Below are 23,240 nucleotides of genomic sequence, written 5' to 3'. Positions count from 1 at the left end.
GGCGCCCAGGATAAGTCCAGCCGGCCTGCTGACTACTGAACTTTTCCGAATTTGAAGCTTTTGGACGCTCATAAAACTCAGGTTCTAGTTCAGGCGTAGCGTCGGGATCGATATAGTCGTCTCTATCCTCTGGGCTAGATTTTTCCAACCCCTCACGCTTTTCTGTACCTGACCCGACTTCCAATTCAAGTCCCGGAGATCCATCTGGCTTGGCAATGTCACTATACATAAGTACCTCTCATTAACTCAGAAATTCTGAGCTAAAGCGAGTATGCGCCCTAAGGTTGCCATAAGGTGGAATACCAGACCACCGGGGTAATTAAAAAGACCGGCGCAATTATGGAAATTTTGACGGCTTATTTCGGGCAATAAAAAACCCGGCGCGGTGGCCGGGTTCTGTGTGTCACTCCTCAACACGCGCAGGAATGACAGGATGAAGCAAAATTACGACATGGCGACATGATATTGCAAGCCCTTTTGAGGCCCTTTCACGCGGCCTCGTCGAATAGCACGCCAATCGCTTCAAGCATGTGCTGAGCCTCGGCCAGCGCCTCGTTTACCAGAGACTCCAGAGCGCCCTTGATGGCCCGATTCCAACGCTGATAGGTGCGCTCGGTCAGGCCCTGGGAATCCCAGTTAGTCATGTCGTAATTCGACTCGGCCAGGACGATCATCTCCCCCGGCTTCACCTCGGCCACGGCACGGGCGTGCTTGTTGGCGCGCTCAACGGCGGCGGCGGCAGCCTTGTTGCGCCAGTCCCACTGCCCTTCCTCCTCGTTCTCGCGTGGTTCGGGCGCCTTGAACTGAGGCACCTTGCGCTGAATCCCCTTCGTTTGCTGCGGAACCGCCCAGACCAGCACGGCCTGCTGAGTGAAGCGCTTAGGCGCCGGGGTTGGCACGATGGCAATGAGCCGTCCAATTGAATCGATCTTGCGCCCCTTGTGCGTGCTGTACTTCGCCACCAGCGCATTCCAGTGTCGCGGGCTGAGCTGACCGATCCCACCGTCAGGCCTGATGACAAGGTTAGCGCCACCACCCACGGCATCGACCGCATGGTCGACTGGGCCAACACCGCGCGCGGCGGCCGCCAGTTTGACATGGTTGATCTAATCGCTCGGACTGACAGCCAGAACAGATGCTCATCGGCCTACGGCCTCTGCGAATAACCCTTTCCATTTAAAACTTCACGCCGCTTTGGCGAGGCCCCCCCATGTCTGCGTATTACAACGAAATCGACCAATACGCTGCGCAGTGGCTCCGAAATCTGATCGCAGCGGGCCACATCGCGCCAGGTGACGTTGACGATCGATCGATCGAGGATGTTCACCCAGATGACCTCAAGCCCTACACCCAATGCCACTTCTTCGCCGGCGTCGGCGTTTGGTCCTACGCCTGCGGGCGTCAGTGCTCCGCATATCCGAGACCGCACGTACTGGGTGGCCCACGCCAACAGCTATGGACGCAAATCGCGGGGCAAAGGACGCTCGACCGTGGGATACCGGGCGACCGCTGAATCAGATCGCAGCGCTGGCCGGCTGGGTCACCCCGACCACCAGGGACTGGAAGGACACGCCGGGAATGACAGCTCAGCGGGATGGAACGGACCGAGTGGACCAGCTCCCGCGGCAAGCGTACCTGTGCGGCTGGCCAACCCCTCTGGCAACGGATGGGGACAAAGCGGACGCAACTCTTCCTGTGGTTCTCAAGCGCATTGAGCAGATGGGCCACATGGCAGCTTTCATGCGCGCTGAATGCTCGGCGGAGCACATTTGTATTCCGCCAGGCATTGACCTCTCTTCCCACTAGTTCGAGCAGGCGACCTGGTCGAATTTTGGTTGAGGATCAGTGGCGATCCGGCGAGCCCGACCAACACCCCAGGCCAAAGCCCTGGTCATGGATTCACCGGGGCGGGAGTCGAACGCCTCTTCATGCAGAGCCATACCGCTTGCGGCATATACCCCAATGAACATCTGCGTGTTACCTGTCCGCGACAGTCGCACCTGTACATCTATAAGTGTTCCGTCAACGAGCGTTTCGTCATGAGTCCTATGGTGAAGCGTCGGGTCAGCCCAAGACCAAAAAACATCACCGCGAATTCTCATGTCGACCTCCTACGACTTTGGTTGTATGTGATGGCGAACCTTCACCTTAGCGAAAGCGAGGCGAGACGCAATCGCGGTTCCCAAGATTGAGAACTGAATCGGACCACCGGCCGATTTTCTTGTACAAAAACAGAATCTTGTACAGCTTACAGCCGCGATATGGCGGCCAAGGACGAAGTCATGCCCGTAGAAAAGAAACCGGCTTGGCCGGACCACTTCCGCTACATCGATTCCATCGGCCCCCGAAGGCGTCACGATCGCGTGCCGGCGCTACGTGGTGGTCCGCGAGAGGCAGCGAGGGTTATGCCATGGCGCGCCAGGAAGCCACCGGGAAAGTTTGGGGCAACGCCAAACGAGTATCGAAAAACTCCTGGCGCCGGTTCGCCTACCCCCGCAAAGAGGAGGCGCTGAGCAGTTACAAGGCCAGAAAACGCCAACAGCTAAGCCATGCCGAGCTGGCTCTAGAGCGGGCCAAGGCCGCCCTGGCAGACATCAAGGATCTGGAAGCGATCAACGACGAGCACCTGTGCGCCGGCGGCGATTACATCAGAGAACTCAACTGGGTGGACTGCTGATGACCCGCCTCGCCCTCTGCCTCCTGTTGCTGGCCACCGGCGCCAGCGCAGAACAGTTCACCCCCAATGTCGAGGTTATCCACGACGACAAGCGCGCCGTCACCTGCTGGGTCTACAGCGGCCACTACTACAAGGGCGGCATCAGTTGGATCCCCGACAGCCAGCTGACGGCCGGCAACGAGCGCCAGCTCTCCCCGCACGAAACACAACCCGAACCTACACCCGCACTGGCGCCTGGGCGCTGGACTGATGAGAGGTATCAGCCATCGCAAGGTCTCGCCCCTGTTCCTTGAGCCGCCCGGATACAACGGGGTGCCCTGGCGCGTGTTCGCCCGGTACCAGGGCCAGGCCATCGAGCACACCAAACGCTACAACCCGTGGGAAGACTGGGCGCTGGGCGGGCCCCTGGCTGTGAAATATCAGGTCTCGCTCATCCCAGAAGCCCATGAAGGGCCCGAGGGCACTGAGATGTCGGAGCGCTGGCGGGCCAGTGTTTACTACAAGGCCGGCGAGCACTACGGCACGGACTATTGTGGCACGGCCCTGATTGCGGCGTGTCAGGCAGTGGTCGCAACTGAGTTCGGCGATACCGTCCAGGTGCCGAAGGAGCTGATGCCATGAGGAGGCTGGTCTATCGCATCAACCGCTGGCTGCCGTTCGGCGGCCTGCCGATCGCCCGCGTTTGCCAGGGCAGGAACACCTGCACCCTCTACAAGAACGGGTAGGTGCTGATCAGCGACGGAAAGAGCACCGACGCTCTCCCGATCAACTTCACCAGCCAGGCGCTGGTCGACGCGTTCGCCGCCGAATTCGCCTAACCCTCCCTCCACTACTCAAGCCCGCCGACCTGCGCGGGCGAGGATGACCTATGTCCGATATCACCGTGAAGTGCTGCCGTTGCCGCAACAAGCACAAGGAGAGCGAGCGGATTCCAGCCCTATGCAAATGGGCGGAAGGCCTCAGCACCATGGTCTGCCCGCGCTGCAGGGCAACCGAGTACTACCGCGTCGAGCCTGCGCCAGCAGCCTGACCACCAACCTACCGCCACCGGCGGTGTGGAGACACACATGGCGAATGCCACAGCAGCAAAGCCCACAAGCATTCAGCCGCGGTTCATCCGGTTCGGCGATGCACCTGGATATCTCGGCATGTGCCGGGATGAGTTCAACAAGACGGTCAGGCCGAACGTGCGGGAATTCCCCATCGGAAAACAGGGCGTGGCCTTTGACCGCCAGGAGCTTGATGAGTGGGCGGACGCCTACATCGAAGCCAAGGCGATCGAAAAAGCCACCGGACAGGACAACAATCGGCCCCGCAGCGCCGAGGAGATGATACATGGCTCGAAAAACGATCACTGGCCTCTACGAGAAGGGCGGTGTCTGGCAAATCGATAAAGTCTACAAAGGGGAGCGAATTCGAGAAAGTACTGGAACTGGTGACCGGGAAGAAGCAGAGCAGTACCTGATCCACAAGCTCGAGCAACTGCGTCAAAGGAAGGTGTATGGCGTTCGGCAGGTGCATACCTGGGAGGAGGCGGCAATGCGCTACCTCCTTGAGGTCAAGGATCAGCCATCCATCCACCTGACTGCCTTGTGCATGAAGCAGCTTCATCCATACCTGGGCCATCTGCCGCTGACGCACATCGATGACCAGGCGCTGGAGCCGTTTATCAGGGACCGGCAGACAGAAAAGGTTCTGCCGGATGGGACCATTGAAAATGGCCGTAAGCAACCGGACGATTAACATCGCAATTGAGCGCGCGGTCCGGGTTTTGACGCTATGCGCCAGGAAGTGGCGAGACGACGATCGCCGGCCATGGCTGGACAGTGTGCCCATGCTGAGGAAGCTCGAAGAGAAGAAGTCGAGCCGTAAGCCCTACCCAATGTCATGGGAAGAGCAGTCGATCCTCTTCAACGAGTTACCGGGCCACCTACAAACGATGGCCCTGTTCAAGGTAACACGGGCTGTCGGGAGCAAGAGGTGTGCAAGCTGAGGTGGGATTGGGAGATATCGGTGCCGGAACTGGGAACCAGTGTTTTCCTGATCCCTGCTGACTTCGGCGGGAGACACGCCCGGTCGGGCGTAAAGAATGGCGACGAGCGCCTGGTGGTGCTGAACAACGTAGCCAAGTCGATTATTGAATGGCAGCGTGGGATCAGCAAGGAATGGGTATTTCCATACAACGGCACCGCGATGCACCGGATGAACGACTCGGCATGGAAGAAGGCACGGGTGAGACCGGCGAAACTCTGGCAGGAGGAAAACCTTCGCCCCGCTCACCCTGGATATGCCTCGATCAGGATTCACGACTTGAAGCACACCTTCGGTCGACGACTGCGGGCAGCAGGCGTTACTGAAGAGGATCGGAAGTCACTGCTCGGGCACAAGAACGGCAGCATCACCAGCCACTACTCCGGCGCTGAGCTGGGCAAGCTGATTGAGGCTGCGAACATGGTATCAACAACTGACTCTCGCGGGCCGGTGTTGACGATCTTGAAGAGGAAAATCGGATGAAGTCCCGAAAAACTCCCCACATGCAAAAACGAAAAAGCCACCCGAAGGTGGCTAAGTCGTTGAAATATATGGTCGGGACGGAGTGATTCGAACACTCGACCCCTTGCACCCCATGCAAGTGCGCTACCGGGCTGCGCTACGCCCCGACTGGGCTTTGAAGCATGTTCTCAATCTTGCCGAGAACGTTGAAGAATGTACCCTAACCTCCTGATAAATGAAAGCTTTTTCTCAAAAAATTTTCCACTCATCAGAAACCCGGCTTACTTCTTCAAAACCACCAACACATCCTCCAATTCAACAATCATCTGCCGAATCAGCTGCTTGTACTGGCTGGATTCATCTTTAGCCTCATCACTGGAGAGCCTCAACCGCGCCCCGCCAATGGTGAACCCCTGATCATACAGCAGCGCACGAATCTGGCGGATCATCAGCACATCTTGGCGCTGGTAATACCGCCGGTTCCCCCGCCGCTTCACAGGGTTCAGCTGGTCGAACTCCTGCTCCCAATACCGCAGCACGTGTGGCTTTACGGCACACAACTCGCTCACTTCACCAATGGTGAAGTAGCGCTTGCCCGGTATGGGGGGCAGTTCGTCGTTATGGCTTGGTTCCAGCATAGGCCTCAACCCGGGCCTTCAATTTCTGCCCTGGACGAAAGGTGACGACGCGCCGTGCGGTGATCGGGATCTCTTCCCCTGTCTTGGGGTTGCGGCCCGGCCGCTGGCGTTTGTCGCGAAGGTCGAAGTTGCCGAAACCGGACAGCTTGACCTGCTCGTTCTCTTCAAGTGCGTGCCGAATTTCTTCGAAAAACAGCTCGACCAGCTCCTTGGCCTCACGCTTGTTAAGCCCCAGCTCCTCGTACAGCCTTTCGGCCATCTCAGCTTTCGTCAGAGCACCCATGCCGTTATTTCCTTAACGTGGTGTTCAACCTTTGTTCGAGCGAGGTGAGGATGTTTTGCAGGGTAGTGTTCACCTCATCGTCGTTAAGAGTGCGCGATGGATGCTGCCAGGTCAAGCCGACGGCAAGGCTTTTTCTATCAGGATCAATGCCTTTACCTTGGTACACATCAAACAGCCTGAGGTCTGTGAGCCATTCGCCTGCATTGTCACGAATTAATTCAAGCACCGCGCTAGAAGCCACCTCACGTCCTGCGATCAAAGCCAGGTCGCGACGGGTTTCCGGGAACTTGGACAGTTCGCTGAATTTCGGCAGGCGGCCTTCGACCACGTCGCCCAGCACCAGCTCGAACAGGAACACCGGGCGGTCCAGGCCCAAGGCCTTGGCCAGCTCTGGGTGGATGGCGCCGAGGTAGCCGACCAGTTTGCCGTCACGCTCGATGGCAGCGGTCTGGCCTGGGTGCAGGGCTGGGTGTTTGCCGGCGCTGAAGGTGAAGTCACTCAGGGCGCCGGAGTAACCCAGCAGGGCTTCCACGTCGGCTTTGACGTCGAAGAAGTCGACGCCGTCGCGGCCGTTGGCCCAGCCTTCTGGCAGGCGGCTGCCGGTGATGACGCCGGCAATCATTGGCTGCTGCTGCAGGTCACCCAGTTGGCCGACAAAGCGCAGGCCGCTTTCGAACAGGCGCACGCGGTCTTGCTGGCGGTTCAGGTTGTGCTGCAGTGCCTTGACCAGGCCCGGCCACAGCGAGGCGCGCATGGCGGCCATGTCGCTGGAGATAGGGTTGGCCAGCAGCAGCGGCTCTACGCCCGGGCTGAACAGTTCGAACAGTTTCGGATCGATGAAGCTGTAGGTGATGGCTTCCTGGTAGCCGCGGGCAACCAGCAGGCGGCGCAGGGTCGGCAGGTCACCGCGGGTTTCCGGCTTGCCCTGTGGGGCCAGGCGGGCTTGCGGGTAACGAACCGGCAGGTTGTTGTAGCCGTACAGACGGGCCAGCTCTTCGATCAGGTCCACTTCCAGGCTGATGTCGAAGCGGTGGCTTGGCACGCGGACGGTCCACTGCCCTTCCCCGCTCTTGGTCGTGGTCAGCTCGAGGGCGTTGAGCAGCTGCTCGACCTGGGCCGGCTCCATTTCCATGCCAAGCATCTGGGTGATGCGTTCGGCACGCAGGGTGACCGGGGCTACTTGTGGCAGGTGCTGTTCGCTGACCGCTTCGACCACAGGGCCGGCTTCGCCGCCAACGATGTCCAGCAGCAACTGGGTGGCGCGCTCCATGGCTTCGCGGGCCAGTTGCGAGTCGACGCCGCGCTCGTAGCGGTGCGATGCATCGGTGTGCAGGCCGTAGGAACGGGCTTTACCGGCGACGGAAATCGGCTCGAAGAAGGCGCTTTCCAGGAACAAGTCGCGGGTTTTTTCGGTGTTCACACCGCTGTGCTCGCCACCCATGACGCCGGCGATGGCCAAGGCGCGGGTGTGGTCGGCAATGACCAGGGTGTCGGCACGCAGGGCAACTTCCTGGCCGTCGAGCAGGACGAGCTTTTCGCCCTCTTCGGCCATGCGCACGCGGATGCCGCCGTTGATTTCTGCCAGGTCGAAGGCATGCATCGGCTGGCCGAGTTCGAGCATCACGTAGTTGGTGATGTCGACGGCGGCGTCGATGCTGCGAACGTCGCTGCGGCGCAGGCGTTCAACCATCCACAGTGGGGTTGGCTTGCTCAGGTCAACGTTACGGATAACGCGGCCCAGGTAGCGCGGGCAGGCAGCCGGGGCGCTGACTTCGACCGGGCGCACTTCGTCATGGGCGGCCGCTACGGCTGGCACCACCGGGCGGGTGACCGGGGTGTCGTACAGGGCGCTGACGTCGCGGGCCAGGCCGGCGATGGACAGGCAGTCGCCGCGGTTCGGGGTCAGGCCGATTTCGATGCTGGCATCATCCAGGCTCAGGTACGTGCGAATGTCTTCGCCAACCGGAGCGTCGGCAGCCAGTTCCAGCAGGCCGTCGTTTTCTTCGCTGATCTGCAGTTCGGCAGCCGAGCACAGCATGCCGAAGGACTCGACACCGCGCAGCTTGGCCTTCTTGATCTTGAAGTCGCCTGGCAGTTCGGCACCGATCATGGCGAACGGGATCTTGATGCCTGGGCGGGCGTTAGGGGCGCCGCACACAACCTGGAAGGTTTCCTGGCCGCTGCTTACCTGGCAAACGCGCAGCTTGTCGGCGTCCGGGTGTTGCTCGGTGGCGAGAATTTCGCCCACGACGATGCCGCTGAACTGGCCGGCAGCGGGGGTAACGCTGTCAACTTCGAGGCCGGCCATGGACAGGCGGGCGACCAGTTCGTCACGGGAGACTTGCGGGTTGACCCAACCGCGCAGCCACTGTTCACTGAATTTCATGCTGTTCTCCTGAAAGTTGCGTCGATTGGGCCTAGCGGAATTGGGCTAGGAACCGCAGGTCGTTGTCGAAGAACAGACGCAAATCGTTGACGCCATAGCGCAGCATGGCCAGGCGCTCGGCACCCATGCCGAAGGCGAAGCCCTGGAACTCTTCTGGGTCGATGCCGGACATGCGCAACACATTCGGGTGCACCATGCCGCAGCCCATCACTTCCAGCCAGCCGGTTTGTTTGCACACACGGCAGCCGTTGCCGGAACACATCACGCACTGGATGTCGACTTCTGCAGACGGCTCGGTGAAGGGGAAGAACGATGGGCGGAAACGGACCGCCAGTTCTTTCTCGAAGAATACGCGCAGGAATTCTTCGATGGTGCCCTTGAGGTCGGCGAAGTTGATATCGCGATCGATCAGCAGGCCTTCGACCTGGTGGAACATCGGCGAGTGGGTGATATCCGAGTCGCAGCGGTATACGCGGCCCGGGCACACAATGCGGATGGGCGGCTGGGTGGACTCCATGGTCCGCACCTGCACCGGCGAGGTGTGGGTACGCAGCAGCATGTTGGCATTGAAGTAGAAGGTGTCGTGCATCGCCCGCGCCGGGTGGTGGCCAGGGATGTTGAGCGCTTCGAAGTTGTGGTAGTCGTCTTCCACCTCTGGGCCTTCGGCAATGCCGTAACCAATGTGGGTGAAGAACTGCTCGATGCGCTCGAGTGTACGGGTGATCGGGTGCAGGCCACCGGTGGCCTGGCCGCGGCCTGGCAGGGTGACGTCAATGCATTCGGCAGCCAGGCGAGCGCTGAGCTCAGCCTCTTCAAAGGCAGCCTTGCGGGCATTGAGCACAACGGTGACGCGCTCTTTGGCGTCGTTGATCAGCGCGCCGACTTTCGGCCGCTCTTCGGCTGGCAGGTTGCCCAGGGTCTTCATCACCTGGGTCAGTTCGCCCTTCTTGCCGAGATAATTAACCCGGATCTGTTCCAGGGCGTTGATGTCTTCAGCGCGTTCCACGGCCTCTAGGGCTTGGGAGACCAGCGCATCCAGGTTTTCCATGTACAGACTCCAGATACGAAAATAGGGGAAGAGCTTTGAAGGCTCTTCCCCTATCGATGACGTTCAATGCCCGGCAGCGCTAGCACCGCCGGGTGATTGTCGCGGGTACTTAAGCCAGAACGGCTTTAGCTTTCTCGACAATCGCAGCAAACGCCGCTTTTTCGTTCACTGCCAGATCAGCCAGAACCTTACGGTCGATTTCGATCGAAGCCTTTTTCAGGCCAGCAATCAGACGGCTGTAGGACAGACCGTTGGTGCGGGCACCGGCGTTGATACGAGCGATCCACAGTGCGCGGAACTGACGCTTCTTCTGGCGACGGTCGCGGTAGGCGTATTGGCCTGCCTTGATGACCGCTTGCTTGGCTACACGGAATACGCGCGAACGTGCACCGTAGTAACCTTTAGCCAGTTTCAGAATTTTTTTGTGACGCTTACGAGCGATAACGCCGCGCTTAACACGAGCCATGAGTAACTTCCTCTATCTTAACCAGAATTAACGAACGCGCAGCATGCGCTCGACTTTTGCGACGTCGGACGGGTGCAGCAAGCTGGCACCGCGCAGTTGACGCTTACGCTTGGTCGACATTTTGGTCAGGATGTGGCTCTTGAAAGCGTGCTTGTGCTTGAAGCCCGAAGCTGTCTTCAGGAAGCGCTTCGCAGCACCGCTCTTGGTTTTCATTTTTGGCATGTTGGAACTCCGCATTCGATAAAATTACACATAATCATCAGGCCTGCCGTGCCCGGGAGATTACTTCTTTTTCTTGGGGGCGATGACCATCATAAGCTGGCGTCCTTCCATCTTCGGATGCTGCTCAACGGTGCCGTATTCGGCGAGGTCGGCTTCGACCCGCTTCAACAGCTCCATGCCCAGCTCCTGGTGGGCCATCTCACGACCACGGAATCTCAGAGAGATCTTGGCCTTGTCCCCATCGGTAAGGAAACGTACCAGGTTGCGTAGTTTTACCTGGTAATCCCCATCCTCCGTCCCTGGACGAAACTTGATTTCTTTGATCTGGATCTGCTTCTGGTTTTTCTTGGCTTCGTTAGCCTGCTTCTTCTTCTCGAAGAGGTGCTTGCCGTAGTCCATGACCTTGCAAACGGGTGGTACCGCGTCTGCAGAGATTTCTACCAGGTCCAGCTTCGCTTCATCAGCGATACGCAGCGCTTCATCAATCGAGACGATGCCAACCTGCTCGCCGTCTGCGCCAATTAACCGAACCTCGCGGGCCGAGATATTCTCGTTGATCGGGGCCTTCGGTACAGCACGCTTATCGTTTCTCATTTCACGCTTAATAGTCATTACTCCGATTCTTGGCGACCACGCCGGGAAACCGCTTGTGTCAGCAGCTCAACGAATTGGGCGACGGGCATGGAGCCCAGGTCTGCGCCTTCGCGAGTACGCACAGCGACGGTTTGCGTTTCGACTTCGCGGTCCCCTATAACCAAAAGGTACGGGACCTTGAGCAAAGTATGCTCGCGGATTTTAAAGCCGATCTTCTCATTTCTCAAGTCCGACTTGGCACGGAAACCGCTTCCGTTCAGAGATTTCTCAACCTCAAGGGCGAAATCGGCCTGCTTGTCGGTGATATTCATGATCACCGCCTGGGTCGGGGCCAGCCACGCCGGGAATACGCCAGCGTAGTGCTCGATCAGCATGCCGATGAAGCGCTCGAACGAACCGAGGATAGCGCGGTGCAGCATGACCGGGCGAACTCGGCTGTTATCTTCGGCGATATAGCTGGCATCCAGACGCTCTGGCAGGTTCGGGTCGTACTGCAGGGTACCGCACTGCCAGTTACGGCCGAGGCAGTCGCGCAGGGTAAACTCGATTTTCGGGCCGTAGAAGGCCCCCTCGCCCGGCTGGTATTCCCACTCAAGGCCGGATTCGTTCAGGGCGTCGGCCAGTGCTGTTTCAGCACGGTCCCACAACTCTTCGGAACCGACACGCTTGGCCGGACGAGTGGACAGTTTCATGGCGATGTCGCTGAAACCGAAGTCCTTGTACACGTCCAGGGTCAGCTTGATGAAGTCGGCGGCTTCTTTCTTCACCTGATCTTCGGTGCAGAAAATGTGCGCATCGTCCTGTACGAAGCCACGCACGCGCATAATGCCGTGCAGTGCGCCGGACGGCTCGTTACGGTGGCAGGCACCGAACTCAGCCAGACGCAGTGGCAGGTCGCGATAGCTTTTCAGGCCCTGGTTGAACACCTGCACGTGGCACGGGCAGTTCATCGGTTTTACCGCGTAGTCACGGCTTTCCGACGAAGTGGTGAACATGTTCTCGGCATAGTTGGACCAGTGGCCGGAACGCTCCCACAGGATGCGGTCGACAACCTGCGGGGTCTTGATTTCCTGGTAGCCGTTTTCGCGCTGCACGCCACGCATGTACTGCTCGAGTACCTGGTAGACGGTCCAGCCGTTGGCGTGCCAGAACACCATGCCCGGGGCTTCTTCCTGCAGGTGGAACAGGTCGAGCTGCTTGCCGATCTTGCGGTGGTCGCGTTTTTCGGCTTCTTCGATGCGCTGGATGTACGCAGCCAGTTGCTTCTTGTCAGCCCAGGCCGTGCCGTACACGCGCTGCAGTTGCTCGTTCTTGGCATCGCCACGCCAGTAGGCGCCGGACAGCTTGGTCAGCTTGAATGCCTTGAGGAAGCGGGTGTTCGGCACGTGCGGGCCGCGGCACATGTCGACGTATTCTTCGTGGTAGTACAGGCCCATGGCCTGTTCATCCGGCATATCTTCGACCAGACGCAGTTTGTAGTCTTCGCCACGGGCCTTGAACACATCGATGACTTCGGCGCGCGGGGTCATTTTCTTGACCACGTCGTAGTCTTTTTCGATCAGCTCCATCATGCGCTTTTCGATGGCGGCCATGTCTTCTGGGGTGAAGGGGCGTTCGTAGGCGATGTCGTAATAGAAGCCTTCGTCAATGACCGGGCCGATCACCATCTTGGCGGTCGGGTACAGCTGCTTCACGGCGTGGCCAACCAAGTGGGCGCACGAGTGACGAATGATCTCCAGTCCCTCTTCATCTTTAGGGGTGATGATCTGCAGGGTGGCGTCGTTGCTGATCAGGTCACACGCATCGACCAGCTTGCCGTCGACCTTGCCGGCAACGGTGGCCTTGGCCAGGCCAGCGCCGATGGAAGCGGCTACTTCGGCTACGGATACGGCGTGATCGAACGAACGTTGACTGCCATCGGGAAGAGTAATAATGGGCATGGCGCCTCCTCTCCTAGTGGTGACCCCTACCAAAGGTCACGTGGGTTGGGATGAGCCAGTACAAGATCCGACCTGCCTTCCGGTAAAAGGAAGCCTGCCCCACAGTGGCAGAAGCCTTTCGGCTTGTCAGGGACGAACCAGAGTGACTGGAAAGAAAAAAGATAGCTGCAGCCGGCAACAGCGCGACCGCAAGCCGAGCATGCTAGCACGCGGGTTGCACCCCAGGCAGAAATATTTGGAAATTGCACCGCAGCGGTGAACTAACGCGGAAAAATACCGCTCAGACTTTGGGAAGCAACCTACTCTTGATGAGACCTAAACCCAAGGAGTAACTGGTGATGCGAGTTCCGTCTCTTCTGGCCCTGGCGGCCGCTGGCGCCCTGCTGCTGCCCGTGGCCGCGAACGCCGGCAACTTCCCAGCCGGGAAGGAGGCCGCCTACATGACCCAGTGCACGCAAGTGGCCAGCGGCCAGGGCGTTGACGCTGCCACCGCGAAAAAACACTGCGACTGCGGCGCGCAAGCCATCAAAAAGAACTTCACCGACGCCGAGATTGCCGACCTCGACAGCAAGGACGGCGTTGACGCCAAGCTGATGCAGAAGGCGCAGTCGGTGGTGAAACAGGCCTGCGCACCGAAGAGCTGAAACCTTAAAGCCGGTGATGGCCAGCCATTCTTTGAGCTGGATCAATATCCTGCGAAGGTAAAAGGCGCTAGATGCGCAGAATTAGACTATGATGTATCTCGTGCTCCGTAGCCTCGGCCGCATTGCACCACTGAAAAAACTAAATGTTCTGGAGATTCACCCATGTCCAATCGCCAACAAGGCACCGTCAAATGGTTCAATGATGAGAAAGGCTACGGCTTCATCACCCCAGCAGGCGGCGGCGACGACCTGTTCGTACACTTCAAAGCCATCGAATCTGACGGCTTCAAGAGCCTGAAAGAAGGCCAGACTGTTTCCTTCGTCGCCGAGCGCGGCCAGAAGGGCATGCAGGCTGCACAGGTTCGTCCGGAGTAATTCGGATAGCTGTAAAAAAACCCGCCCTTGTGGCGGGTTTTTTTATGGGTGATGCATCATCTGAGTGGGGCGGGATTGCCTGCGAAACAGATTGTAGGGTGAATGGCACGGGCTTTGCCCGGGTTCGCGGGCGAACCCGCTCCTACAGGCGACCGCGCAGGCTTTTCACATTTTGCGCAAGGCAGTTGCCCGCGCGTGCATCAACCGCAGTTGACGCGGGTTACCCTGCCCTGCTCGTCCACGTTCAGATTCAGGCGCTCGGAGCGGTACTCCAGGGTGACCACGTCGTGCGGCTTGAGAATGCGCGCCATCTGCGAGCCGCTGGCCTTGCGTGCCTGCTCCAGCAATTCAGCGCTGGCCTGCTTGCCCATGGCAAAGTCGGCACCACTGGCTTCGCAGCGGCCATCGTTGCCCACTGGCGCGGCCGGCGCAGCACCACCATCAGCATTGCCACCAGTGCTGCAACCCGCCAGGACAGCAGCCACAGCCAGAGTTGCCAGGTAAGCACGGGTACGGAACATGAAGCCTCCTAAATCGGTCCGGGAACTGCCTGATCCGACAGCTCCGCTCATCATTTGTTGCAAAACCGGTCAAGTCTGCCTGAACTGCAGCGGCGAGGCGAAAAGCAATCGTGACCGAATTTTGCACAACACGCTGCGTTTGCCATATGCTTAGCTCGCACGGTCACCGGCGCAAAGCCATGATTTGCTGCAAGAAGTGGAGCGCATCCCGCCTCCATCGAACACCAGGGTCAGGTGTTCCTCCTTCGTTCCGGGCCCCTAGCGAGAGCTTTTCATGAGCACCCACAGCATCGATGCCGATATCAAGGTCAAATGGGCCGAGGGCCAGAGCGCGTACAGCCCTGGCACACCGGAAGAGTTGCTGTTGATCGCCATCGACCTGTTGGTGCGCGACAACGGTGCCGAGGCGGCACGCAGCTTCATCGACCAGGTGTTCGAGCGCTACGCGCCGCACGCGGCTATTCCAATCGCGCCAGACGGTCACTGAGCAGGTCGAACAGCCCCTGGGCATCACCCTGCTCCACCCACAGCACATTTGCCGGCCGCTTGAGTACACCGTACCAGTCTGCGATTGTCTGGCCGAAAGTGGGCCCTTCGCGGCTGTCGATGCTCATGTGGATACGCCGGCCACTGAACAGTTCGGGCTTTAACAGGTAGGCGACGACGCTGGCGTCGTGAACGGGGCCGCCAGGTATGCCATACACGTCCATATCGTGGGTGATGTAGGCATTGAGGATATCCACCACGCGCTTGCTGGCCTGGTTGTTCACGGCTGCCAGTTGCTTCAGGCGGGCGTTACTGGTCAGCAGCTTGTGCGTGACATCCAGCGGCAGGTAGGTCAGCTGCACGCCGCTGGCCAGCACCACTTCGGCGGCGTGCGGGTCGGCGTAGAGGTTGAACTCCGCCACCGGGGTGATGTTGCCGCCGTTGAAATGCGCTCCCCCCATGACCACCACCTCCTTGATGCCTTTGGCGATGCTCGGGCGCTGGATCAGCGCCAGGGCCAGGTTGGTCTGCGGGCCGAGCATGGCGACGGTGATGCTGTGCGGTTTGGCTGCGCCGAGGGTATCGACCAGGTATTGCACGGCATTGCCCTGGGCCAGGGGCGCTTTCGGCTCGTGCACCTGTACGCCGGTGAGGCCTTCTTCGCCATGAACGTCGGCGGCGTAGATCGGCGTGCGCACCAATGGGCGGCCGGCACCAGCGTACACCGGGATGTCTTCACGCCCCGCCCATTCGCGGGCCAGGCGGGCATTGCGCGAGGTCTTGTCCAGGCGAACGTTGCCGGCCACGGTGGTGATGGCGCGGATACTGAGTTCGTTGGGCGAAGCCATGGCCAGAAACAGCGCCACCAGATCGTCGGCGCCGGGATCGGTGTCGATGATCAGATCGATGGGTGCGGCCTGGAGGGTGGAGGCTGTGGCCATGAAGACGACTCCTTGTAGCAGGGACTTGAGCATGGGTGGCACTCCTGTTGCCTATGAATCATGCGTTTACACAGCCCGACGTCCTTTGTGGAAGCGGCTAGAAGGTGACGCCGGAGATGAGGGCAATGTTGCTGTAGGGCTGGCACTCGCCTGTGCGCACCACCGCACGGGCACTGCGCGACAGCACTTTGAAATCCTCATGGGTCAGCCATTCGCGCTTGCCCAGCTTGCCCTTCAGTCGCTCGATTTCGACCAGCGCGGGTGGCACCACTTTCTGCATTTCTTCTGCCAGCACATGCCGCTCAACTTGCAGTTCGCTCAGCACCACCCGCAGCACGCTGGCGAAGTCCGGCAGGCCAGGCGTAATGGCCAGGTCGATCAGTTCCACACCCGGCGGCACCGGCAGCCCGGCATCGCCAATCACCAGGATATCGCCATGCCCCATACCGGCAATGACCCGCGACAGGGCAACGTTCAACAGCGGGGTTTTCTTCATGGCGTCAGCTCCGCCAGATAGGGAATCGACGGTTGGGCACCGGCACGGGTAACCGACAATGCTGCGGCACGCTGGCCAAAGGCGATCGCCTCCCCCTCCTCCAGCCCACGCACCAGGCCGGCAGCAAAGCCACCAATGAAGGTATCGCCGGCAGCGGTGGTGTCCAGCGGTTGCACGTGCGGCGCCGGATAGTGCTGATGACCTTGGGCAGTAACCAGCAAGGCACCTTGCGCACCCAAGGTGATGATCACTTTGCCTGCCCCCAGTTGCAGCAAGCGCTCGCCTGCGCGCCGGGCACTGTCCTGGTCGGTCACCGCCACACCGGTCAAGGCTTCGGCCTCGCTTTCGTTAGGGGTAAGGTAATCGATATGCGCAAACCAGTCCGCAGGCAAAGGGCCGGTAGCAGGCGCCGGGTTCAGGATGACCTGCTTGCCCAGCTCACGCGCCCTGGCCAGTGTGCAAGCCACAGTCTCAGTGGGCACTTCCAGTTGGCAGATGACCACCTCGGCGGCCTGCAGCAGTGCATCGAAGTGCAGCACCGACTGCGGCGTAAGTAGGCCGTTGGCGCCGGGAATGATGACAATACAGTTCTGGCTGGCAGCATCCACCGTGATCAGCGCCACACCACTGGACGTGCCCGGGCAGGTGCTGACACCCTGACAGTCGATACCCTCGACATATAATGCCCGGTGCAGCTGCCGACCGTAATCATCATCCCCCACATTACCGATCATCGCCACGCTGCCCCCCAGCCGCGCTACCGCCACCGCCTGGTTGGCACCCTTGCCGCCCGGCACCGTGAAAAAGCTATCGCCGGGGAGGGTTTCGCCGGCCCGTGGCAGGCGCTGGGCGCGGACCACCAGGTCCATGTTGAGGCTGCCGACCACCACAACCTTGGCATTCATGACGTTTCCTTAGCGTTAACGGTATTCATTGAACAGGTCCGGGCGCGGCCCGGTGGACTCACGCAAGACGATACGCGGGGCGACAATGCGCTGCTCCGCCGCGCCTTGCCGGGGCGTAGCGATACGCGTCAGCAGCAACGAGGCAGCGCTCTCGCCCAGTTCGCGGATCGACTGGCCCACGGTGGTCAGTGGTGGGTACACGTAGCGGCTCAGTTCGATGTCGTCGAAGCCGATCACCGACAGCTCGCCGGGTACGCTGATATTGCGTTCGGCTGCAGCGCGCAGCACACCAAAGCCGATCATGTCGTTGCCGGCAAAAATCGCCGAGGGCCGCTTGCCTTCCAGCACCTGCGCCGCCGCTGCATGGCCACCCGGGCTGGTGAAGTCGCAGTGCAGTACACGGCTGCCCGGTACGGGCGCACCGGCTTCGGCCATGGCACGGCGGAAGCCGCTCAGGCGCAGCTGGGTAACCCCGGTTTCGGCGGGGCCGCCGATATAGGCGACGTCGCGATGGCCAAGTTCCAGCAGATGCCGGGTGGCCAGGTACGCCCCCTGCTCGTGGTCAATGCGCACCAGGTCGGCATCGACGCCTTCCAGTTCACGGTCGACGATGACCATTGGCGTGCGCACACTGGCCAGGCTTTGCAGCAGGTCGTCGTCCTGGCCCACCGAGGCCACTACCAGGCCGTCGATGCGCTTTTCCAGCAGCACGCGCAGGTAGCTGCGCTGCTTCTGCGGGTTGTCGTCGGAGTTGCACAGGATTACGCAATAGCCGTTGCGCTCGCAGGCATCTTCGATACCCCGCGCCAGCTCGGCGAAGTACGGGTTGACGCTGTTGGGCACCAACAGGCCGATGGTGGCCGTGCTGCGCGCTTTCAGCGAGCGCGCCACCGCACTGGGCACGTAATCCAGTTCGATGATGGCGGCTTCCACTTTCAGCCGCACCTGCTCGCTGACCGGACGGGTCTTGTTGAGTACATGGGACACGGTGGTGTAGGAAATACCCGCCAGTGCCGCGACGTCTTTGATGGTTGCCATGTTGTCAGTTCCGCCGGCCTGCGCGCCGGCTACGGTAAGTGTCGAGCACCACGGCGATGACGATCACCGCCCCGGTGATGATGCGTTTGGTCGGCTCGCTGGCACCGATCTGCGCCAGCCCGGCGGCCAATACGGAAATGATCAGTACGCCAAAGAAGGTGCTGATGACCGATCCACGCCCGCCCATCAGGCTGGTGCCGCCGATCACGACCGCGGCAATGACCTGCAGCTCCAGGCCAGCGCCGGCATTGGGGTCGGCCGCTTCCAGCCGCGAGATCTGGAACAGCGCGGCCAGGCCGGCGAGCAGCCCCATCAGGGCGAACACCAGCACTTTGTAAGGGCGCGGATCGATACCGGCCAGGCGCACGGCCTCTTCGTTGGTGCCGATACCGATCAGGTAACGACCGAACACCGTGCGCGTCAGGACCAACTGGGCGAGCACGATCACCAACAAGGCGATGATGAACGCTGGCGAAACACCAAAGGCGACCGGGTTGGAGAACCAGGCGTAGGCGTCGCCGATATAGGCGGTGCGCGAGTCGGTGAACTGGTAGGCCAGGCCACGGGCCATCTCCAGCACACCAAGCGAAACGATGAACGAGGGGATGCGCCAGGCCACGGTGACGCCACCGGTAATGCTGCCGGCCAGTGCAGCCACGGCCATGCCCAGCAGCGCCGAGGGCAGCACGCCCCAGCCCCAGCCGAGTATCGCCACGCTCACCGTCGAGGCGGCCAGTGCCAGGACCGAGCCCACCGACAGGTCGATGCCGCCGATGATCAGCACGAAGGTCATGCCCACCGCCAGCACCATCAGGTCCGGGATCTGGTTGGCCAGCGTGCTGAAGGTGCCATACGACCAGAAGTGGCTGCTGAGGAACGAGAACAGCACGATCATCGCCAGCAAGGCGCCAGCCAGGCCCAGGTAGGTGCCCAGGCCAAAGTACGTACCGCTGCGGCGCACGGGGGCGGCTTCCTGATTGTTGAGCGGGGTGGTTTTCATGCATCCATCCTGGGGGCTGCATCATGCAGCAGCGCGTCACGTTTCTGGTAACCGGCGAAGGCGGCGGCAAGCAACTGGTCCTGGCTCCAATGATCACGCGCGAAGGTGTCGATCAGGCGGCCGGCGGACAGCACGGCGATGCGGTCGCAAATCAGCATCAGTTCGCGCAGGTCACTGGACACCACCACCAAGGCCTTGCCTTGACGCGCCAGCTCGGCCAGCAGGCCATAAATGTCGAACTTGGCGCCCACATCGATGCCACGCGTGGGTTCGTCGAACAGCAGCACCTGGCAATCGCGCTCCAGCCAGCGGCCGATCACTACCTTCTGCTGGTTACCGCCAGACAGCTCACCCACCACTTGCTGCGCGCCAGCACTGCGAATGCGCATGGCCTGGATCTGGCGTTCGGCCAAGGCCTTTTCCGCTTCACCATCGAGCACACCGGCGCGCGATACCGCGCCCAGGTTGCCCAACGCAATGTTGGCGCTGATCGACTGCGTCAACAGCAGGCCCTCGCCTTTGCGGTCTTCGGTTATCAGCGCGATACCGGCCCGCACTGCAGCCTTGGGCGAGTCGATGTTTACCGCCTGCGGCGGCTGGCCCAGCGCGATACCGCCGCTGTCGGCGCGATCGGCACCGTAGATCAGGCGCAGCAGCTCGGTACGGCCGGCGCCGATCAGGCCGGAAATGCCAAAAATCTCTCCTGCCCTGACTTCGAACGACACCTCGCGCACCTTGTCGCCGCGGCACAACTTGTCGACCTTGAGCAGCGGTGCACCCAACTGCCGTCGGCCCAGGTCGATATGCTCGCCCAGCTCGCGGCCGACCATCAGGTTGACCAGCTCGGCGCTGCTGTAGCGTTGGATCGGCTCGTCGCACACCAGCTTGCCATCGCGCAGTACAACGATGCGTTGGGCCACACGCTGCAACTCTTCCAAGCGATGCGAGATATAGACGATGGCCACGCCGCGGGCGCGCAGGCGCTCGATCTGGGTGAACAGCAACGCCACCTCACGCGCAGTGAGCATGGCAGTGGGCTCGTCCAGGATCAGCACATGGCAGTCACCGATCAGGTTGCGGGCAATCTCGACCATTTGCTGATGGCCGATGCCCAGTTCGCCGACAGGGGTGTCCGGGTCGATGGCGTCGAGCCCGACCCGAGCCATGGCAGCCGTTGCCAGCTGGCGCAAGCGCTTGTGGCTGATCCAGCCGAAGCGGCTGGGCAGGTTGTCGAGAAACAGGTTTTCCGCCACGGTCAGCGTCGGCAGCAGGTTCAGCTCCTGCATGACCATGCGCACCCCAAGGCGTTCGGCCTCGCCGCGACTGCCGGGCGCGTAGGCCTGGCCGCGGTAGGTCATGTGCCCGGTGGTGGGCACCTCCAGGCCGCTGATGAGCTTGGACAACGTACTCTTGCCCGCGCCGTTCTCGCCGGTCAGGGCCAGCACTTCGCCGGCGCGCAGGCTCAGGCTGACCTCGCCAAGTACGGGCTGGGCGTAGGTCTTGCCCAGGCCGCTGGCGGCAAGCACCACTTCATTGGCCGATGCAGGCATGGCCGATTCTCCTGGCAGCATCAGGGCTTCTTGGTGATGAGTTCGACCGGGGTCTGAATGACGTTGTCGGCATTCACATCAGGCTTTTCGCCCTTGACCATTTTCAGCGCCGCCTGAATGCCATACACCGCCTGCTGGCTGGCGGCCTGGTCGAGGGTGGCAAGCACCCGACCGTCTTCAAGCATTGGCTTGATGGCATTGATGTTGTCATAGCCCACCACTTGCACCTGGCCGGTCTTGCCAGCGGCACGCACGGCGGACACAGCGCCCAGGGCCATGCTGTCGTTGCCGGCCAGCAAGGCCTTCAGGTCGGGGTATTCGTTGAGCATGGAGGCGGCGACGGCGTTGCCTTTGTCGATCTCCCAATTGCCGCTTTGTACCGAGACGATTTTCATCTGCGCGGCGTCCATGGCGTCCTTGAAGCCGGCGGTGCGCTGCTGGGCATTGGTGGTGGTCGACACGCCTTCGATGATGCCCACCTGGTCGCCGGCCTTGAGCTTCTGGCTGGCCAGGTAATCGCCAACCAGGCGCGCGCCCTTGCGGTTGTCGGGGCCGACGAAGGGAACGCTGATGCCTTTGCTCTTTAGCAGATCAGGGTCCAGACGGTTGTCGATGTTGATCACCACCACGCCCTGGTCCATGGCCTTCTTCACCGCCGACACAAGCGCCTTGGAATCAGCCGGGGCAATCACCAGCGCTTTGGCGCCGGCATTGACCATCTGCTCGACGATGCGGATCTGCTCGCCAGTGTCGGTCTCGTTCTTGATGCCGTTGGCGATCAGCTCGAACTCATCGGCGTGGGTTTTCTGGTAGTCCTTGGCGCCGTCTTCCATGGTGCGGAAGAACTCGTTGGCCAGCGACTTCATGACAAGGGCGACCTTAGGCTTGTCTTCAGCGTGGGCGGCAGACAATGGCAAGGTGAGGCTAAGCGAGGAAATGACAGCGAGGGCCAGCAGACGACCGGCGAACGGCAGCTTCATGAACGATGACTCCGAATCTTGTGTTTTTTGTCGGATCGCAAACGTTTGCGTTGACCAACTATGGTAACAGGACCGTTGTTTGTCAAATCCGTTTGGCTTTCGGAGGCCAAAGTGCTGCTGGGGCCGATTATGCAGTCTTTTCCGAAAAACCGAACACCTTTTCCTTTATTTGTTCGGAATTACGAATGCAATGCCGCCTTTGGCAGGCGCGGCTCGGTGCAACATCACACATTGTCGGGGCTGCTACACAGCCCATTGCAACGCAAGGCCGCTCCAACCCGGGCAACGCGTGGTGCCTTGGTACGAAAAATGCCTATAGCCCTGCGCGACTCAATAACTAACTCACTAGGAAGCGAGAACAATAACGATGAATGCCGCACTGAAAACCTTCGCCCCAAGCGCACTCGCCCTGCTGCTGATCCTGCCATCCAGCGCCTCGGCCAAAGAAGCCGAAACCCAACAGAAGCTGGCCAATGTGGTCATCCTCGCCACCGGCGGCACCATTGCCGGCGCCGGTGCCAGCGCTGCCAACAGCGCCACTTACCAGGCTGCCAAGCTGGGCGTCGACAAACTCATCGCCGGCGTGCCGGAACTGGCCGACATCGCCAATGTACGTGGCGAGCAAGTGATGCAGATCGCCTCCGAGAGCATCAGCAATGACGACCTGCTGAAGCTGGGCAAGCGCGTCGCCGAGCTGGCCGAAAGCAAGGATGTGGACGGCATCGTCATCACCCACGGCACCGACACCCTCGAAGAAACCGCCTACTTCCTCAACCTGGTAGAGAAGACCGACAAGCCAATCGTGGTGGTCGGCTCGATGCGCCCGGGCACCGCCATGTCCGCCGATGGCATGCTCAACCTGTACAACGCCGTGGCCGTAGCCAGCGACAAGCAGTCGCGTGGCAAGGGCGTGCTGGTGACCATGAACGACGAGATCCAGTCCGGCCGCGATGTGAGCAAGGCGGTCAACATCAAGACCGAAGCCTTCAAGAGCGCCTGGGGCCCGATGGGCATGGTAGTGGAAGGCAAATCGTACTGGTTCCGCCTGCCGGCAAAGCGCCATACGGTCAATTCCGAGTTCGATATCAAGCAGATCAGCAGCCTGCCGCAGGTGGACATTGCCTATGGCTATGGCAACGTCACGGACACCGCCTACAAGGCGTTGGCACAGAACGGCGCCAAGGCGCTGATCCATGCCGGTACCGGCAACGGTTCGGTATCGTCGCGGGTAGTCCCGGCGCTGCAAGAACTGCGCAAGAACGGCGTGCAGATCATCCGCTCGTCGCATGTCAACCAGGGTGGTTTCGTACTGCGTAACGCCGAACAGCCGGATGACAAGAATGACTGGGTCGTGGCTCACGACCTGAACCCGCAAAAAGCGCGGATCCTGGCGATGGTGGCAATGACCAAGACCCAGGACAGCAAAGAGCTGCAACGCATCTTCTGGGAGTACTGATCAACCACCCATGGCCGGTGCCCCACGTCACCGGCCATTCTTCCTTTCCAGATCAACCCCGCCCCGCCGCCACTCAACTGGTGCTCGCATCAGTGGGTTTC

27 protein-coding genes, 1 tRNA gene and 1 pseudogene are annotated in these 23,240 nt (G+C 60.7%); 10 read left to right on the top strand and 19 right to left on the bottom strand.

The genetic code is table 11. From position 1 onward, the window contains the following. Window positions 1-488 precede the first annotated feature (488 nt). The gene (locus tag ACF8FG_RS04890; protein ID WP_014591547.1) at window positions 489-962 is read right to left on the bottom strand and encodes a hypothetical protein; all 474 of its coding nucleotides are present in this window, start codon (window positions 960-962) and stop codon (window positions 489-491) included. A gap of 840 nt (window positions 963-1,802) precedes the next feature. Beyond that, on the bottom strand, window positions 1,803-2,102 hold the full coding sequence (locus ACF8FG_RS04885) for a hypothetical protein (protein ID WP_019438790.1): 300 nt from the start codon (window positions 2,100-2,102) through the stop codon (window positions 1,803-1,805). Between the two features lie 308 nt (window positions 2,103-2,410). Here ACF8FG_RS04885 and ACF8FG_RS04880 point away from each other — a divergent pair, with 308 nt between their 5' ends. The 6 genes and pseudogenes from ACF8FG_RS04880 (at window position 2,411) to ACF8FG_RS04855 (ending at window position 5,191) form a co-directional block, all read left to right on the top strand. After that, the gene (locus ACF8FG_RS04880) at window positions 2,411-2,677 is read left to right on the top strand and encodes a hypothetical protein (protein ID WP_317616991.1); all 267 of its coding nucleotides are present in this window, start codon (window positions 2,411-2,413) and stop codon (window positions 2,675-2,677) included. Next, entirely contained in the window at window positions 2,677-2,970 is a 294-nt protein-coding gene (locus tag ACF8FG_RS04875; RefSeq protein ID WP_076403256.1) for a hypothetical protein, read from the top strand. The genes ACF8FG_RS04880 and ACF8FG_RS04875 overlap by 1 nt, the downstream gene beginning before the upstream one ends. After that, window positions 2,927-3,298, top strand: a complete 372-nt coding sequence (locus ACF8FG_RS04870; protein ID WP_023389774.1) for a phage protein NinX family protein — start codon at window positions 2,927-2,929, stop codon at window positions 3,296-3,298. The genes ACF8FG_RS04875 and ACF8FG_RS04870 overlap by 44 nt, the downstream gene beginning before the upstream one ends. A gap of 247 nt (window positions 3,299-3,545) precedes the next feature. Continuing rightward, window positions 3,546-3,707: a hypothetical protein gene (locus ACF8FG_RS04865; RefSeq protein ID WP_167665928.1), complete on the top strand. Its 162-nt coding sequence runs from the start codon at window positions 3,546-3,548 to the stop codon at window positions 3,705-3,707. A gap of 37 nt (window positions 3,708-3,744) precedes the next feature. Next, window positions 3,745-4,071 (top strand): hypothetical protein, encoded by a 327-nt coding sequence (locus ACF8FG_RS04860; protein ID WP_392518622.1) that lies wholly within the window; start codon window positions 3,745-3,747, stop codon window positions 4,069-4,071. Then, window positions 4,013-5,191, top strand: a pseudogene (locus tag ACF8FG_RS04855) (tyrosine-type recombinase/integrase). Before ACF8FG_RS04860 ends, ACF8FG_RS04855 begins: the two are co-directional and overlap by 59 nt. Window positions 5,192-5,260: 69 nt before the next feature. Here ACF8FG_RS04855 and ACF8FG_RS04850 read toward each other — a convergent pair. The 9 genes from ACF8FG_RS04850 to thrS all read right to left on the bottom strand — a co-directional run bounded on the left by ACF8FG_RS04850 (window position 5,261) and on the right by thrS (window position 12,747). After that, window positions 5,261-5,337, bottom strand: a tRNA-Pro gene (locus ACF8FG_RS04850). Between the two features lie 114 nt (window positions 5,338-5,451). Continuing rightward, a complete protein-coding gene (locus ACF8FG_RS04845; RefSeq protein ID WP_003250681.1) occupies window positions 5,452-5,808 on the bottom strand; it encodes a MerR family transcriptional regulator in 357 nt (118 codons plus the stop codon). After that, complete coding sequence (gene ihfA / locus ACF8FG_RS04840; protein ID WP_003250679.1) at window positions 5,789-6,091, bottom strand: integration host factor subunit alpha; 303 nt, start codon at window positions 6,089-6,091, stop codon at window positions 5,789-5,791. Before ihfA ends, ACF8FG_RS04845 begins: the two co-directional genes overlap by 20 nt. Window positions 6,092-6,095: 4 nt before the next feature. Then, entirely contained in the window at window positions 6,096-8,477 is a 2,382-nt protein-coding gene (pheT, locus tag ACF8FG_RS04835) for a phenylalanine--tRNA ligase subunit beta (protein WP_019438785.1), read from the bottom strand. Between the two features lie 31 nt (window positions 8,478-8,508). Further along, window positions 8,509-9,525 carry a phenylalanine--tRNA ligase subunit alpha gene (gene pheS / locus ACF8FG_RS04830; RefSeq protein ID WP_003250674.1) on the bottom strand — a complete coding sequence of 339 codons (1,017 nt, stop codon included), beginning with the start codon at window positions 9,523-9,525 and terminating at the stop codon, window positions 8,509-8,511. A 109-nt stretch (window positions 9,526-9,634) separates the two neighbouring features. Next, window positions 9,635-9,991: a 50S ribosomal protein L20 gene (gene rplT / locus ACF8FG_RS04825; protein WP_003250671.1), complete on the bottom strand. Its 357-nt coding sequence runs from the start codon at window positions 9,989-9,991 to the stop codon at window positions 9,635-9,637. Between the two features lie 27 nt (window positions 9,992-10,018). Beyond that, the gene (gene rpmI / locus ACF8FG_RS04820; protein WP_003250667.1) at window positions 10,019-10,213 is read right to left on the bottom strand and encodes a 50S ribosomal protein L35; all 195 of its coding nucleotides are present in this window, start codon (window positions 10,211-10,213) and stop codon (window positions 10,019-10,021) included. Window positions 10,214-10,273: 60 nt separating this feature from the next. Continuing rightward, window positions 10,274-10,825 carry a translation initiation factor IF-3 gene (infC, locus tag ACF8FG_RS04815; RefSeq protein WP_012052879.1) on the bottom strand — a complete coding sequence of 184 codons (552 nt, stop codon included), beginning with the start codon at window positions 10,823-10,825 and terminating at the stop codon, window positions 10,274-10,276. After that, the gene (gene thrS, locus ACF8FG_RS04810) at window positions 10,825-12,747 is read right to left on the bottom strand and encodes a threonine--tRNA ligase (RefSeq protein WP_392518621.1); all 1,923 of its coding nucleotides are present in this window, start codon (window positions 12,745-12,747) and stop codon (window positions 10,825-10,827) included. The genes infC and thrS overlap by 1 nt, the downstream gene beginning before the upstream one ends. A gap of 338 nt (window positions 12,748-13,085) precedes the next feature. On the opposite strand from thrS, the gene ACF8FG_RS04805 reads away from it, so the two are divergent. Then, a complete protein-coding gene (locus tag ACF8FG_RS04805; protein WP_012052881.1) occupies window positions 13,086-13,391 on the top strand; it encodes a hypothetical protein in 306 nt (101 codons plus the stop codon). Between the two features lie 162 nt (window positions 13,392-13,553). Beyond that, window positions 13,554-13,766 carry a cold-shock protein gene (locus ACF8FG_RS04800; RefSeq protein ID WP_003250656.1) on the top strand — a complete coding sequence of 71 codons (213 nt, stop codon included), beginning with the start codon at window positions 13,554-13,556 and terminating at the stop codon, window positions 13,764-13,766. Window positions 13,767-13,966: 200 nt separating this feature from the next. On the opposite strand, the gene ACF8FG_RS04795 is transcribed toward ACF8FG_RS04800, so the two are convergent. Then, window positions 13,967-14,287, bottom strand: a complete 321-nt coding sequence (locus ACF8FG_RS04795; RefSeq protein WP_014591556.1) for an I78 family peptidase inhibitor — start codon at window positions 14,285-14,287, stop codon at window positions 13,967-13,969. A 274-nt stretch (window positions 14,288-14,561) separates the two neighbouring features. Between ACF8FG_RS04795 and ACF8FG_RS04790 the strand changes: the two genes are divergently transcribed. After that, window positions 14,562-14,774 carry a hypothetical protein gene (locus ACF8FG_RS04790; RefSeq protein WP_003250649.1) on the top strand — a complete coding sequence of 71 codons (213 nt, stop codon included), beginning with the start codon at window positions 14,562-14,564 and terminating at the stop codon, window positions 14,772-14,774. Here ACF8FG_RS04790 and ACF8FG_RS04785 read toward each other — a convergent pair. The 7 genes from ACF8FG_RS04785 to ACF8FG_RS04755 all read right to left on the bottom strand — a co-directional run bounded on the left by ACF8FG_RS04785 (window position 14,746) and on the right by ACF8FG_RS04755 (window position 21,683). Further along, entirely contained in the window at window positions 14,746-15,747 is a 1,002-nt protein-coding gene (locus ACF8FG_RS04785; RefSeq protein ID WP_135198795.1) for a nucleoside hydrolase, read from the bottom strand. The genes ACF8FG_RS04790 and ACF8FG_RS04785 overlap by 29 nt on opposite strands. Before the next feature lie 64 nt (window positions 15,748-15,811). Then, window positions 15,812-16,210, bottom strand: a complete 399-nt coding sequence (gene rbsD, locus ACF8FG_RS04780) for a D-ribose pyranase (protein ID WP_003250646.1) — start codon at window positions 16,208-16,210, stop codon at window positions 15,812-15,814. Further along, window positions 16,207-17,115 carry a ribokinase gene (gene rbsK, locus ACF8FG_RS04775; RefSeq protein WP_014591558.1) on the bottom strand — a complete coding sequence of 303 codons (909 nt, stop codon included), beginning with the start codon at window positions 17,113-17,115 and terminating at the stop codon, window positions 16,207-16,209. Before rbsK ends, rbsD begins: the two co-directional genes overlap by 4 nt. A gap of 15 nt (window positions 17,116-17,130) precedes the next feature. Continuing rightward, window positions 17,131-18,153: a LacI family DNA-binding transcriptional regulator gene (locus ACF8FG_RS04770; RefSeq protein WP_014591559.1), complete on the bottom strand. Its 1,023-nt coding sequence runs from the start codon at window positions 18,151-18,153 to the stop codon at window positions 17,131-17,133. 4 nt (window positions 18,154-18,157) lie between these two features. Continuing rightward, entirely contained in the window at window positions 18,158-19,153 is a 996-nt protein-coding gene (locus ACF8FG_RS04765; RefSeq protein WP_014591560.1) for an ABC transporter permease, read from the bottom strand. Beyond that, on the bottom strand, window positions 19,150-20,703 hold the full coding sequence (locus ACF8FG_RS04760) for a sugar ABC transporter ATP-binding protein (protein ID WP_014591561.1): 1,554 nt from the start codon (window positions 20,701-20,703) through the stop codon (window positions 19,150-19,152). The genes ACF8FG_RS04765 and ACF8FG_RS04760 overlap by 4 nt, the downstream gene beginning before the upstream one ends. 20 nt (window positions 20,704-20,723) lie before the next feature. After that, window positions 20,724-21,683, bottom strand: a complete 960-nt coding sequence (locus ACF8FG_RS04755; RefSeq protein WP_014591562.1) for a sugar ABC transporter substrate-binding protein — start codon at window positions 21,681-21,683, stop codon at window positions 20,724-20,726. A gap of 367 nt (window positions 21,684-22,050) precedes the next feature. On the opposite strand from ACF8FG_RS04755, the gene ACF8FG_RS04750 reads away from it, so the two are divergent. Continuing rightward, window positions 22,051-23,139: an asparaginase gene (locus tag ACF8FG_RS04750; RefSeq protein WP_003250634.1), complete on the top strand. Its 1,089-nt coding sequence runs from the start codon at window positions 22,051-22,053 to the stop codon at window positions 23,137-23,139. Window positions 23,140-23,240: the final 101 nt, after the last annotated feature.

This window comes from Pseudomonas sp. YQ_6, from assembly GCF_043103245.1.
In the GTDB taxonomy this organism is placed as follows: Bacteria; Pseudomonadota; Gammaproteobacteria; order Pseudomonadales; family Pseudomonadaceae; genus Aquipseudomonas; species Aquipseudomonas alloputida.
The sequence above is the reverse complement of the archived record's forward strand: the minus strand, read 5'-3'. Positions and strand labels throughout refer to the sequence as shown.